The sequence below is a fragment of the Klebsiella planticola ATCC 33531 genome, assembly GCF_000735435.1.
GTDB lineage: Bacteria > Pseudomonadota > Gammaproteobacteria > Enterobacterales > Enterobacteriaceae > Klebsiella > Klebsiella planticola.
This window is the reverse complement of sequence record NZ_JMPP01000021.1, coordinates 67,117-80,870: the sequence shown is the minus strand read 5'-3', so window position 1 is coordinate 80,870 and position 13,754 is coordinate 67,117. Positions and strand designations below refer to the sequence as shown.

The following is a 13,754-nucleotide window of genomic DNA, read 5'->3' as shown; positions in this document are numbered from 1 at the left end:
CCTCCTGATGAAATCCCGCCCCACCCTCAGCCTGGACGCTGGCACGATGGCGCCGTCCCCATGCTGCGGCGCCAGACCCCCGGCGCCTGGCCATACTGGCGCTTGAAGCTGCGATTGAAGGATTGCTGGGAGTCAAAGCCCAGCGCGATAGCCACGTTCAGGATCGGCTCGTCGCTGCGGGTTAAGCGCTCAAGCGATTTTTGCAGCTTCCGGGCGCGGATGTATTCGCCGATGGGATGACCGGTATGCTCTTTGAAGATCCGCTGAAGATGCCATTTTGAATAGCCTGCCCGCCTGGAGACCGTATCAATATCGAGGCGGCTTTCAAGGTTATTATCAATCCAGTCAAGTAAATCATGTATAAAAGCGCCAGTGTTCATGCCGGGTTCCCCTGGGCTGTTAATAAAAGTATCTTTATCTAATACATTTAAAAGTGACCTGCTTTTGCATAAATTGCAAGTTTTATTGTTACATTAAAATCCCTGCCTGAAATGTGCCTTTCCCGCGCAACGGAAACAGCACATAAAGTGCAACAATTATTCTTGCACTTAGTTAAGCGCCTTCCTACAATCGCCGCGATAGTGTATTCGCAACTGTTACAGTTTTGTGGCGATGAACGACACAAATGGCCTTAAGCCTGCCCGGACATAGGAAGTCGCGCCGCGTCCTTCGCTGCGTCTTGCCCGGCGGCAACAATTACCGGAATAAAAATAATGAGCCTGCAAAAAACCTGGGTTAACTTTTATCTGCGCGGACTGGGGAGCGCAGTCATCGCCATGCTACTTGCCAGCTGCGATAACAGCGCTGCGCAAAACGCCGCTCCGCAAGCCCCTGCCGTCAGCGCCGCTGACGTGGTGGTGAAATCCATTAGCCAGTGGGACAGCTTTAACGGCCGAATTGAAGCGGTAGAAAGCGTTCAGCTCCGTCCACGCGTCTCCGGCTACATTGAAAAAGTGAACTACACCGACGGCCAGGAAGTGAAAAAGGGCGAGGTGCTATTCACTATCGATGACAGAACCTATCGCGCCGCCCTCGAGCAGGCGCAGGCAACGCTGGCAAGAGCCAAAACACAGGCCAGCCTGGCGCGCAGCGAGGCCAGTCGTACCGACAAATTAATCAACACCAACGTGGTATCCCGTGAGGAGTGGGAGCAGCGCCGTTCGGCCGCTACCCAGGCGCAGGCCGACATCCAGGCCGCACAGGCAGCCGTTGATGCCGCTCAGCTTAACCTTGATTTCACCAAAGTGACCGCCCCTATCGATGGCCGCGCCAGCCGCGCGCTGATCACCAGCGGTAACCTCGTAACCGCTGGTGACAGCGCCAGCGTGCTGACGACAGTGGTCTCGCAGAAGACGGTCTACGTCTATTTTGATGTCGACGAATCAACCTACCTTCACTATCAAAACCTCGCCCGCAGTGGCCAGGGGGCTGCCAGCAATCACCTTGCGCTCCCGGTTGAGATTGGTCTTGTCGGAGAGGACGGCTACCCCCATCAGGGGAAAGTGGATTTCCTCGATAATCAGCTAACCCCGAGCACCGGCACTATCCGGATGCGCGCGCTGCTGGATAACACCCAGCGTCAGTTCATACCGGGCCTGTTTGCCCGCGTGCGCCTGCCGGGCAGCGCTGAATTCCAGGCCACGCTGATCGACGACAAAGCGGTCCTGACCGATCAGGATCGGAAATACGTCTATATCGTTGATAAAGACGGTAAAGCGCAGCGCCGTGATATCAAACCGGGTCGCCTGGCCGCCGGTTTACGCATCGTCCAGCAGGGGCTGAATCCTGGCGATAAAGTCATCGTCGAGGGTTTGCAAAAAGTGTTTATGCCCGGGATGCCGGTTAACGCGAAAACCGTGGCGATGACCACTAGCACCGCCCTCAACTGATCCCTTACCAGAGAATCCGACGCATGGACTTTTCCCGCTTTTTTATCGACAGGCCGATTTTCGCCGCGGTGCTGTCGATTTTGATTTTTATTACCGGGCTCATCGCCATCCCGCTGCTACCGGTCAGCGAATACCCTGACGTCGTACCGCCGAGTGTGCAGGTACGCGCGGAGTATCCGGGCGCCAACCCGAAAGTGATCGCCGAGACCGTGGCGACGCCGCTGGAAGAAGCGATCAACGGCGTCGAAAACATGATGTACATGAAGTCCGTCGCCGGCTCCGACGGCGTACTGGTCACCACCGTCACCTTCCGCCCAGGCACCGATCCGGATCAGGCGCAGGTTCAGGTACAAAACCGGGTATCGCAGGCCGAAGCGCGTCTGCCGGAAGACGTACGCCGTCTGGGGATTACCACCCAGAAACAGTCACCGACGCTCACCCTGGTGGTGCATCTGTTTTCGCCCAACGGTAAATACGATTCGCTATATATGCGTAACTACGCCACCTTAAAAGTGAAGGACGAACTGGCGCGCCTGCCCGGCGTCGGCCAAATCCAGATTTTTGGTGCCGGCGAATACGCCATGCGAATCTGGCTGGATCCGAATAAGGTGGCCGCACGTGGGTTGACCGCCTCCGATGTGGTGACGGCGATGCAGGAGCAAAACGTGCAGGTGTCCGCCGGGCAGCTTGGCGCCGAGCCATTGCCGAAAGAGAGCGACTTCCTGATCTCGATTAACGCCCAGGGTCGTCTGCACACGGAGGAAGAGTTCGGTAATATCATTCTCAAAACGGCCCAGGATGGTTCGCTGGTACGCCTGCGCGACGTTGCACGCATCGAAATGGGGTCGGGCAGCTATGCGCTACGTTCCCAGCTTAACAATAAAGATGCGGTCGGGATCGGTATCTTCCAGTCGCCGGGGGCCAACGCCATTGATTTGTCGAATGCGGTACGCGCCAAAATGGACGAACTGTCCACGCGTTTCCCGGAAGATATGAAGTGGGCCGCCCCTTACGACCCCACCGTTTTTGTGCGCGACTCCATTCGTGCGGTGGTGCAAACCCTGCTCGAAGCGGTGGTGCTGGTGGTACTGGTGGTGATCCTGTTCCTGCAAACCTGGCGCGCATCGATTATTCCATTGATTGCCGTACCGGTCTCGGTGGTGGGGACGTTCGGTATTCTCTATCTGCTTGGCTTCTCGCTTAATACCCTGAGCCTGTTCGGTCTGGTTCTCGCTATTGGGATCGTGGTGGACGACGCGATTGTGGTGGTGGAAAACGTCGAGCGCAATATCGAAGAGGGGCTCGCCCCTCTGCAGGCGGCGCACCAGGCAATGCGTGAAGTTTCCGGGCCGATTATCGCCATCGCCCTGGTGCTGTGCGCGGTGTTCGTGCCGATGGCCTTCCTCTCTGGTGTAACCGGGCAGTTCTATAAACAGTTTGCGGTGACGATCGCGATTTCGACGGTGATCTCGGCCATCAACTCGCTGACTCTCTCCCCGGCGCTGGCGGCCCTGCTACTGAAGCCGCACGGCGCGCCGAGAGACCTCCCAACCCGGCTTATCGATCGCCTGTTCGGCTGGCTGTTCCGCCCGTTTAACCGCTTTTTCCATCGTAGCTCACATGGTTACCAGGGGCTGGTTGGCCAAACGCTCGGACGACGTGGCGCCGTGTTTATTGTTTACCTGCTGCTGCTCGGCGCCGCCGGCGTGATGTTTAAAGCCGTGCCGGGCGGGTTTATTCCCACCCAGGACAAGCTCTACCTGATTGGCGGCGTGAAAATGCCGGAAGGTTCTTCGCTGGCCCGCACCGACGCGGTCATCCGTAAAATGAGCGAAATCGGGATGAACACTGAAGGCGTGGATTATGCGGTGGCGTTTCCAGGGCTTAACGCGCTGCAATTCACCAATACGCCGAACACCGGCACGGTATTTTTTGGCCTGAAGCCATTCGATCAGCGTAAACATTCTGCGGCGGAAATTAACGCCGAGATCAATGCCAAAATTGCGCAAATCCAGGAAGGCTTTGGCTTCTCAATCCTGCCGCCGCCGATTCTCGGCCTCGGCCAGGGTTCCGGTTACTCGCTGTATATTCAGGATCGAGGGGGCTTAGGTTACGGCGCGCTACAAACGGCGGTGAATACTCTGTCCGGGGCAATCATGCAAACGCCGGGAATGCATTTCCCTATTTCAACCTACCAGGCAAACGTACCGCAGCTGGATGTGCAGGTCGATCGCGACAAGGCGAAAGCGCAGGGGGTATCGCTGACCGATCTGTTCGGTACGCTGCAAACCTACCTGGGATCATCTTATGTGAACGACTTTAACCAGTTCGGCCGAACCTGGCGCGTCATGGCGCAGGCCGACGGGCCATTCCGCGACAGCGTGGAGGATATTGCTAATCTGCGCACCCGCAATAACCAGGGTGAAATGGTGCCGATCGGCAGTATGGTTAACATCAGCACCACCTACGGGCCAGATCCGGTGATCCGCTACAACGGTTATCCGGCGGCGGATCTGATCGGCGACGCCGATCCTCGGGTGCTCTCTTCCGCTCAGGCGATGACCAAACTGGCCGCGATGTCCGGCCAGCTGCTGCCGAATGGTATGAACATCGAATGGACGGATCTCAGCTTCCAGCAGGCCACCCAGGGCAACACGGCGCTGATTGTCTTCCCGGTGGCGGTACTTCTGGCGTTCCTGGTGCTGGCGGCGCTGTATGAAAGCTGGACGCTGCCGCTGGCGGTGATCCTCATCGTTCCGATGACTCTGCTCTCCGCCCTGTTCGGCGTCTGGCTCACCGGCGGCGATAATAACGTCTTCGTGCAGGTTGGACTGGTGGTGTTAATGGGGCTGGCTTGTAAAAATGCGATCCTGATCGTTGAGTTTGCTCGCGAGCTGGAAATTCAGGGGAAAGGGATCATGGAAGCAGCGCTGGAAGCCTGTCGCCTGCGTCTGCGTCCGATCGTGATGACCTCCATCGCCTTTATTGCCGGGACGATACCGCTGATCCTCGGCCACGGAGCGGGTGCGGAAGTGCGCGGCGTCACCGGGATTACGGTGTTCTCCGGGATGCTCGGGGTGACGCTGTTTGGTCTGTTCCTGACGCCGGTGTTCTACGTCACGCTGCGTAAGTTGGTCACGCGCGGTAAACCGGCGCTGGAAACGCTGCCTGAATAGGTGACAACAAAAAACCGCCTTCTGGATGAAGGCGGAGACGGATGACAAACCGGTTTTGGACATTATGCCCACGAGCTGCCGGGTGGCGGCTAACGCCTGACCCGGCCTACAAAACCCGTACTATCAAGCAATGGCACACTCTGCGTAAACCTACAAAACCCGTACTATCAAACGATGGCACAATCTCTGTAGGCCCGCGCAAGCGAAGCGCCGCCGGGCAATGTAATAAGCTCGCTCTTTATCAGCAATCTACGCCTTCGGTGTGAAGGCGATACTGATGACAAACCGGTTTTAGACATTGTGCCCACGAGTTGCCGGGTGGCGGCTGACGCCTGACCCGGCCTACCAAACCCGAACTATCAAGCAATGGCACAATCTGCGTAAACCTACAAAACCCGTACTATCAAGCGATGGCACAATCTCTGTAGGCCCGCGCAAGCGAAGCGCCGCCGGGCAATGTAATAAGCTCGCTCTTTATCAGCAATCTACGCCTTCGGTGTGAAGGCATTTTTTGCGCGGACGGCAGGATTAATGCGCTTTTTTCAGGATATCCAGTTCTGGTAACAGCTCGCAGCCGCTGGTATCGCCTTTTTTGACCTTTTCCAGCGCGCTTGCCACGGTATGACGGGCCAGCACATCCAGGGAGGCCTGCTCTGCTTCGTCGGCGATAGACTTGAAGTACCAGCAGGCGTTGGCGCTGACCACACAGCGGGCCGGCACATCGGGCCGCGACGCCCACAGCTTTTTATCTTCGATCACCGATACGTAGATATCGCGCAAGGTGATGCTCTCCGCCGGGCGACCAAGATGGATGGAACCGTTGCGTCCCAGCGTGGAGACAATAATACCGTCACGGGTGAGCGGCACCATTAATTTGCGGATAAAGCTCGGATTGGCTTCCAGGCCATAGGCCAGAATCGCACTTGTCGAGCGTTGACCCAACTGCTCCGCCATCGCTACGCTGAGAACCATCTGCAAAGCTGTCGGGAAGCGATAATCTAACATTTTATCTTCCTGGGTTGCGGCGAATCTTATTCTTTTTGGCGCCGCAGAGGTGAATAAGCAATGAACAACAATATAACAAATACGGTCATTTTTTTGAAGCAATCTACGCGCCACCCGTGGCGTAAAAGACACTTTCCGCACCACGGATATCGCCATCCAGGGTATTTAACCCCCCACGTTCATCGCTAAAGACGATCCCAGTCCGGCAGGTTGTTGGCACGCTTACGCCAGACATGAAATAGCGCCATCAAAAAGCCGAATAAGCCCCCGGCGGTCACGCTGGCGAACAGCGCGCCAGAGACGCTATAGCCTTCACTTTGCCAGGTGCTAAACCACATCATAAGCCCCCACAGCGGGCCAAACCAGGCGGCGAAGAACAGCGTATTCAGCCAGAATGGAGCAAACGGCGGCGGCGGCATTTTGCCTCCGACTTTCCAGAAAAGACGCAGCAGCGGAGGCGCATAGTTGCTCCGCCACATCTTTTTCTCCTCCATTAGCGCAAGCGCTTTTTTCTTCTTCTGTTCAAATGCCATCGTTCCGCTCCTTCCTCTGGAGATAAATAAAGCCCGTTAAGAGTGGTCAATATTCAGCCACAGGCCCGGAAAAACAGCAATACTCAACATTTGCCGTGCTGCTCCCCAGGGGAGCCAGACTGCCACCGCCCTCAATAATTCCACTTCGGCCTGGCCACCGTATTCTTCTTCAGCAAATTGCGAAACTCTTTCAGATACGGCTCATTGCTGCGCCCGCGTTTGCAGATCGCCGAGAACGGCGACTGGAAGCCAAATTCGTTAGGCAGCAGCACCCTCAGCCGGTTCTCCTTGATCCACGGCCAGGCATAATGCTCAGGGAGATAGCCGATATATTTTCCTGAGAGAATCAGCAGCAGCTGCGCATCGACGGTTTCCACGGTGGCACTGCCTTTACTGAAACCGCGCCGCCGCAGGTCGCTGGTATTCCAGTAGCTGCGGGTCACCAGCGGACACTGGCTGATGTGGTCTTTATCAAGCTGACGGCTGAAAAACATCGGATGAAGATCGCTGCAGTAGAGCCAGTGCTGCTCGCGATAGAGCGGCTCGCTGATAATGTTATGCACCTGGGAGTTGTAGCTGCCGATCGCCAAATCGATATGGTTGTTCAGCACGCCGTTAAGCTGCTCCGCCGGGGTGCGGATAATCAGCTTGATATGCACATGGGGAAACTTATCGCTGAAGCTACGCAGGACCACCGGCAGCGACAGCGCGGTTTCGGTTTCAATCGAGTCCAGCGTTGAGATGCAAATCGTGCCGCTGTGCTCGCCTTTCAGCAGCGCCGACTGGCGCTCCAGCTCGTTCAGCTCGCTCAGCACCCGAATCGCCTGCTGTAAAAACTGCTGCCCTTTCTCCGTCAGGGCAAAACCGCCGCGCCCGCGCTGGCACAAGCTGAACCCCAGTTGCCCTTCCAGCTGAGACATCGCGTTACTGATCGCCGACACGGAAATCCCCAGCTCCTGCTGGGCCCTGCTATAGCTTTCCAGGCGCGCCACCGCCTCAAAAACCTGCAGCTGTCGAATATTGAGATTGCCGTCGTTGAGCATGTTTAGTTCACCAATAAATGAACTAAGTATTTACGGCAGACGATGTAAAGTCCAGCCCATCTTTCGCACTATCTCCCTGTCGAGTATTTGTGTGTCAGATTCAGGAGCTGAAATGGATAACGTCTTTCATCAACCGCAGGGTGGCAACGAGATGCCACGTTTTGGCGGCCGCGCAACGATGATGCGCCTGCCGTTTATCGAAGATTTACAGGGACTTGATGCGGCATTCGTCGGTATCCCGTTAGACATCGGTACCTCTCAGCGCTCCGGTACCCGCTACGGGCCGCGCTATATCCGCACCGAATCGGTGATGATTCGCCCCTATAACATGGCAACCGGCGCAGCGCCTTTTGAATCGCTGTCGGTAGCCGACATTGGCGACGTACCGATCAATACCTACAGCCTGCTCAAATCGGTGCAGATCATCGAGGATTACTACACCGGTTTAAATAGTTTCCCCCTCATCCCGCTGACTCTCGGGGGAGACCACACCATCACCCTGCCGATTCTGCGCGCCCTGAGCAAAAAACATGGCCCGGTTGGCCTGATTCATGTCGATGCGCATACCGACACCAACGACGAGATGTTCGGCGAGAAAATCGCCCACGGCACCACTTTCCGCCGCGCCGTTGAAGAGGGTCTGCTGGACCTCAAACGGGTGGTGCAGATTGGCCAGCGTGCCCAGGGTTACGCCGCCGGCGACTTTCAGTGGGGCGTCGACCAGGGCTTCCGTCTGGTACAGGCGGAACAGTGCTGGCACAAATCCCTCGCCCCGCTGATGGCTGAAGTCCGCCAGCAAATGGGCGACGGCCCGGTCTATCTCAGCTTCGATATCGACAGCCTCGATCCCATCTGGGCGCCCGGTACCGGCACGCCTGAAGTCGGCGGCCTGACATCGATTCAGGCGCTGGAAATCGTTCGCGGCTGCCGCGGTCTGAACCTGATTGGCTGCGATCTGGTCGAGGTCTCTCCACCCTACGACGTGAGCGGCAACACCTCCCAGCTGGCGGCAAACCTGCTGTACGAAATGCTCTGCGTCCTGCCCGGCGTGAAATACCCATAGAGGATTCGGCTCATGCAACTCACGGTTTTTCGTACGCTCTGGGGTGTCACCACCCCATGGCAGCAAACGGTCAACGAGCTGAAAAGCGTCGGCTGCGCTGGCATCGAAGCACGCGTACCGCTGACCCCGGAAGAGCAGCAGACGCTGGCCCGACGCCTGCAGGAATCGGCGCTGGAGTATATCGCTATCGTCTTCAGCGGCGGCGGCGTGATTCCGGCGCAGGCCGAAACGCCGCAGCAGCATCTTGAACGTCTGAAAGGTCGTTTCGCTGACGCCAAAGCGCTGAACCCGCGCTTCGTTAATCTGCTGGCCGGCAACGACCGCTGGCCGCTGGCGCAGCAGGTGGATTTTCTCGGCCAGGCCCACGAGCTGGCGGCAGCGTATGAGCTGACCTGCAGCTTTGAAACCCATCGCGCCACCTCGCTGTATAGCCCGTGGCTGACTCTCGAGATTATCCAGCAGTTGCCTCAGCTGCGGTTTACCGCCGATATCAGCCACTGGATTGTGGTGAGTGAACGACTGCTGGATGACCCCTGCGATGATTTCAGCGCCTTTATCGACCGCGTGCACCACATTCAGGCCCGCGCCGGTTATGACCAGGGACCGCAGGTGCCCCATCCGGCCGCGCCGGAATATCGGGCTGCGCTGCAGTTTCAGCAGCGCTTCTGGCAACAAATCTGGCGCTCGCAGCGCCGGCGTGGGTATCAGCACACCACGCTGACGCCCGAGTTTGGCCCCGACGGCTATCTGCATCACCTGCCGTTCACCAACGTCCCGGTGGCCGATCTGTGGTCGCTGAATGCATGGATGGCGAAACATGAACAACAGCATTTCGCCGAGTTTTTATCGCTAACCGAAAAGGATCTGTCGTAATGAGCGTCGCAAAAAGTTCTTTCACTGAGTTACCGACCATCGATATCAGCGATCTGGCCAGCGACAGTCTGGCAAAGCGCCAGGCCGTCGCCGACACCATCGGCAAAGCGGCGCGGGAAGTCGGCTTTTTCTACATCACCGGTCACGGTATCGCCCCTGAGCTGATCGCCGGCATCCGCGCGGCGGCAAAAGCGCTCTTCGCCCTGCCGATGGAGCAAAAGATGCAGTACTACATCGGCCACTCCCGCAGCCATAAAGGCTATGTCCCGGAAGGCGAAGAGATTTACGGCTCCGGCAAACCGGACCATAAAGAGGCGTTCGATATTGGCTTCCAGGCGGCGGACGACCATCCGTTTGTGCTGGCCGGCACGCCCCTGATTGGCGCCAACGAGTGGCCGGAACTCGCGGAATTTCAATCCCGGGTGCTGGCCTACTATGACGCGGTTTTCGCCCTTGGCCATCGCCTGTTTGACGCCTTTGCCCTCGCCCTTGGTCTGCCGGAAGGATATTTCAAGGCGATGGTGACCTGCCCGCCGTCGAAGCTGCGCCTGATTCACTACCCCTTTGATGCCAGCGCCGAAGATGTTCCCGGTATTGGTGCACACACCGATTACGAGTGCTTCACCCTGCTGCTCGCCGACCAGCCGGGTCTGGAAGTGTTGAACGAAGAAAGCGTCTGGATCGATGCGCCGCCGGCGAAGAGCGCCGCCGGAGAAGAGGCTTTCGTGATCAATATCGGCGACATGCTGGAAGTATTAAGCGCTGGCACATTTGTTGCTACAGCTCACCGTGTTCGCAAGGTGCCGCAGGAACGCTACTCCTTCCCGCTGTTTTTCGCCTGCGATTACCACACGCTGATCCGGCCGCTGCCCAATTTTTTAGCCGCCGGAGAAGCCAGCGACTACCAGGAATTAAGCATTGGCGAGCATATGTGGAGCCAGGCGCTGCAAACCTATCGCTACCTGCGTGAGAAAGTCACCCGCGGCGAACTGCAGCTTCCGGAGCGCGCCCGCGGCACCAACACCTTTGGTCACCTGAAGAAACAAGCACAGCAAAAAACCGTTAATAACCCGTGAGGATACATGATGAAAAAAACGCTTAAGTCGCTCTCGCGCCGTGTGGCTTTGGGCATCGCCGTCGCCGCTTGCTTTTCTCCGCTGACCCAGGCCGCAGAACTGCTGACCGATGGTGTCTTTAAAGTCGGTATGGAGGTCACCTATCCGCCGTTTGAATCCTATGACAGCAACAATAATATCGTTGGCCTCGATCCGGAGTTTGCCGCGCTGATTGCCGAACAGCTAAAAGCGAAGCCGCAGCTGATCGACACCAAATTCACCAGCCTGATTTTAGGCATCGGCAAGAAATACGACGCGGTGATCTCCGGCATGTACGTCACGCCGGAGCGCCTGAAACAGGCCGATGCGATCCCTTACGCCCTGTCCGGCGCGTCGATCATTGCCCTGAAGAGCAGCGCGATTCAGCCCAAAACGGAAGACGATCTCTGCGGCGTCAAGGTGGGCCTGCAGCAGGGCACCACCTGGGTCACCAGCCTGAAGAATCACTCCGACGAGTATTGCCTGAAGAACGGTAAACCGGCCATCAGCATCCAGGAGTTCCCGACCGCGCCGGAAGCTTCGCAGGCCCTGCTGTCGAAAAACATTAACGCGCAGTTAGAAATCGCTCCGGCGGCGCAAATCATTGTCGATAAAAGTCGTGGGCGGCTGGCTATCAGCTCCACGCGGCTGGTCTACCCGCTGCCTCTGGGGATTTACGTTGCGAAGGGAAATAGCGAACTGGTGACCGCTATTAAATCAACATTAACCACCTTAAAAGCCAACGGAAAATATGACGCCATTATCAAGAAATACAATTTAGAGCGCATCGATTAAATACAATAAAGCACACGAGCAACAGGAGTCGGTATGGAGTTCGATTGGGGATACTTTTTCTCATTATTTAGCGTTGGGGCATTCTGGCAGGCGTGTATCACCGTCATCGTCGTCAGCTCATTGTCCTGGTTTATTGGCCTGGTATTAGGATTTTTATTAGCCTGCGCGAAGCTCTCCGGCCCGCGCTGGCTAAAGGTTCCCGTCGAACTCTATATTTGGTTTTTCCGCAGCGTGCCGTTAATGGTGCTGCTGGTCTTTGTCTATAACCTGCCGCAGCTCTTCCCGGTCACCCAGCCGCTGCTCGGTATTCCGTTTATTGCCGGATTAGTATCGATGACCGTTACCGAAGCAGCCTATATGGCGGAAATCCATCGCGGCGGATTAATGTCGGTGGCGAAAGGACAAAGCGAAGCCGGTCACGCATTAAGTTTCAGCTTTATTGGTATTCAGCGCTTAATTATTATTCCACAGGCGTTTCGTATTTCGTTACCCACCCTGATTAATGAATACATCACGATTATTAAGCTCAGCTCAATATTATCGGTTATTTCACTTCCGGAGCTGCTGCTCACCGGCCAGCGCCTGTATGCGCAAAACTTCCTCGTCATGGAGACGCTGCTGGCAGTCGCTGTCTACTACGTCATGGTGGTGACGGTCTTCACCTGGCTGTTCCGGGCGCTGGAAAATGTACTGGATATTCAGCAAAAGCGCCCGCAGACCTTCAATGACGCCGAGTGTGAAGCCCTGCGTCAGTCGCTGAAGGCGCCGCAGCATACGGCGAAGGCCGAACCCACCAGCGGCAATCCGCCGGCGCTCGATCTGCGCGCGATCGAGAAATCCTGGGGCCAGCATCAGGTCCTGAAAGGTATCGATCTGAAAGTCGAAAACGGGCAGGTCATCAGCATCATCGGGCCGTCGGGGTCCGGCAAAACCACCCTTATCCGCACCATTAACGCGCTGGAAAGCATCGATGCCGGGGAGATTGTGCTCTATGGCGAAGATTACCTTAAGGGGGCGGCTATCGTGGATAAACCGCAGATGCGCGCCGGCGTGCGGCGTATCGGCATGGTTTTCCAGAGTTTCAACCTGTTCCCTCACCGCACGGTGCTCGATAACGTCATGCTCGCCCCGCTGTATCACAAGCTGGTTGAACAGCGGGTGGCCAGAGAACAGGCCCTCTATCTGCTGGATCGCGTCGGCCTGCTGGCCCATGCCGAAAAATATCCCTGGCAGCTCTCCGGCGGCCAGCAGCAGCGCGTCGCCATCGCCAGGGCGCTGGCTTTAAAACCGGACATCATGCTGTTTGACGAACCCACCTCAGCGCTGGACCCAGAACTGGTGGGGGAAGTGCTGAAGGTGATTCAGTCTCTTGCCCGTGAAGGGATGACTATGCTGATCGTCACCCATGAGATGGACTTCGCTTTATCCATCTCTGACCGGGTGGTGATGATGGAAAACGGCGTCGTGGCAAGCGATGTGCCTCCACAGCGCATCCGCAACGGCGCGGAAGATCCGACGCTGAGCCGCATACGTGAATTTATGGGAGTGCAATAAATGACGACTGAACGTGAACTACGCCAGGACCTGGCTGCCGCCTACCGTCTGGCGGCGCTGTTTGGCTGGGAAGATACGCTGTATACCCACTTTTCCGTCCGCCTGCCGGGCGACGGCGAACCGCGGTTTCTGATAAACCCGTTTGGCATGATGTTCGATGAGGTGACGGCCAGTAATCTCATCGTCGTCGATATGCAGGGAAAGGTCGTGGAAGGCCACGCTCCGGCCAACTCAGCCGGTTTTACCATCCACAGCGCGGTGCATATGGCGCGGGAAGATGCGCATTGCGTCATCCATACCCATACGCTGCCGGGCATGGCGGTCGCCGCCTGCCAGCAGGGATTGTTACAGCTTAACCAGATCAGCACCGAATTTTACCAGCGCGTCGGCTACCACCCGTATGAAGGCGTCGCCTTTGACCTCGACGAGCGCGAGCGAATCCAGCGTTCGCTCGGGAACAATATCGCCATGATTTTACAAAGCCACGGGCTGCTGTCGGTCGGGCGTACCGTTGCCGATGCGTTTTACATCATGTACTACCTCAACCGCGCCTGCGAAATTCAAATGGCCAGCGCACAGCTCGCTCCGCTCAGCGCCATCCACACCATTCCTGCACACCTGAGCCAACACGCCTGCGAACAGCTGATGGGCGTGGAACATGAACGCCAGCTGGTCTGGCAGGCGTGGTTGCGCCGCCTGAACCGTCTCGACACTTCTTACAAAGACTAA

Annotated in this window: 12 protein-coding genes; 8 read left to right on the top strand and 4 right to left on the bottom strand. The window is 57.1% G+C overall.

Annotated elements, in window-relative coordinates:
* Positions 1 to 26: 26 nt before the first annotated feature.
* A complete protein-coding gene (locus GRPL_RS15555) occupies positions 27 to 380 on the bottom strand; it encodes a helix-turn-helix domain-containing protein (RefSeq protein WP_032686424.1) in 354 nt (117 codons plus the stop codon).
* A 333-nt stretch (positions 381 to 713) separates the two neighbouring features.
* Here GRPL_RS15555 and oqxA point away from each other — a divergent pair, with 333 nt between their 5' ends.
* Together oqxA and oqxB are read left to right on the top strand one after the other, a co-directional pair.
* Complete coding sequence (oqxA, locus tag GRPL_RS15560; RefSeq protein ID WP_032686423.1) at positions 714 to 1,889, top strand: multidrug efflux RND transporter periplasmic adaptor subunit OqxA; 1,176 nt, start codon at positions 714 to 716, stop codon at positions 1,887 to 1,889.
* A 23-nt stretch (positions 1,890 to 1,912) separates the two neighbouring features.
* Entirely contained in the window at positions 1,913 to 5,065 is a 3,153-nt protein-coding gene (gene oqxB, locus GRPL_RS15565) for a multidrug efflux RND transporter permease subunit OqxB (protein ID WP_032698992.1), read from the top strand.
* A 528-nt stretch (positions 5,066 to 5,593) separates the two neighbouring features.
* Here the strand turns inward: oqxB and oqxR are convergent.
* From oqxR to GRPL_RS15580, 3 genes are all read right to left on the bottom strand, one after another.
* Positions 5,594 to 6,070, bottom strand: coding sequence for an efflux pump transcriptional repressor OqxR (gene oqxR, locus GRPL_RS15570; protein WP_032686421.1), 477 nt, complete (start codon positions 6,068 to 6,070; stop codon positions 5,594 to 5,596).
* Between the two features lie 185 nt (positions 6,071 to 6,255).
* Positions 6,256 to 6,603 carry a DUF6404 family protein gene (locus tag GRPL_RS15575; protein WP_032698991.1) on the bottom strand — a complete coding sequence of 116 codons (348 nt, stop codon included), beginning with the start codon at positions 6,601 to 6,603 and terminating at the stop codon, positions 6,256 to 6,258.
* 131 nt (positions 6,604 to 6,734) lie between these two features.
* Positions 6,735 to 7,646 carry a LysR family transcriptional regulator gene (locus GRPL_RS15580; RefSeq protein ID WP_032691068.1) on the bottom strand — a complete coding sequence of 304 codons (912 nt, stop codon included), beginning with the start codon at positions 7,644 to 7,646 and terminating at the stop codon, positions 6,735 to 6,737.
* 112 nt (positions 7,647 to 7,758) lie between these two features.
* On the opposite strand from GRPL_RS15580, the gene speB reads away from it, so the two are divergent.
* The 6 genes from speB to GRPL_RS15610 are packed head-to-tail and all read left to right on the top strand — an operon-like array spanning position 7,759 to position 13,754.
* Positions 7,759 to 8,709 (top strand): agmatinase, encoded by a 951-nt coding sequence (gene speB, locus GRPL_RS15585; protein WP_032696815.1) that lies wholly within the window; start codon positions 7,759 to 7,761, stop codon positions 8,707 to 8,709.
* 12 nt (positions 8,710 to 8,721) lie between these two features.
* Entirely contained in the window at positions 8,722 to 9,582 is an 861-nt protein-coding gene (locus GRPL_RS15590) for a sugar phosphate isomerase/epimerase family protein (RefSeq protein WP_032698990.1), read from the top strand.
* Complete coding sequence (locus GRPL_RS15595) at positions 9,582 to 10,658, top strand: isopenicillin N synthase family dioxygenase (RefSeq protein ID WP_015585910.1); 1,077 nt, start codon at positions 9,582 to 9,584, stop codon at positions 10,656 to 10,658. Before GRPL_RS15590 ends, GRPL_RS15595 begins: the two co-directional genes overlap by 1 nt.
* Positions 10,659 to 10,667: 9 nt before the next feature.
* Positions 10,668 to 11,471: an ABC transporter substrate-binding protein gene (locus GRPL_RS15600; protein WP_032691065.1), complete on the top strand. Its 804-nt coding sequence runs from the start codon at positions 10,668 to 10,670 to the stop codon at positions 11,469 to 11,471.
* Between the two features lie 33 nt (positions 11,472 to 11,504).
* Positions 11,505 to 13,025, top strand: coding sequence for an amino acid ABC transporter permease/ATP-binding protein (locus tag GRPL_RS15605; RefSeq protein ID WP_032691064.1), 1,521 nt, complete (start codon positions 11,505 to 11,507; stop codon positions 13,023 to 13,025).
* On the top strand, positions 13,026 to 13,754 hold the full coding sequence (locus GRPL_RS15610; protein WP_032691063.1) for a class II aldolase/adducin family protein: 729 nt from the start codon (positions 13,026 to 13,028) through the stop codon (positions 13,752 to 13,754).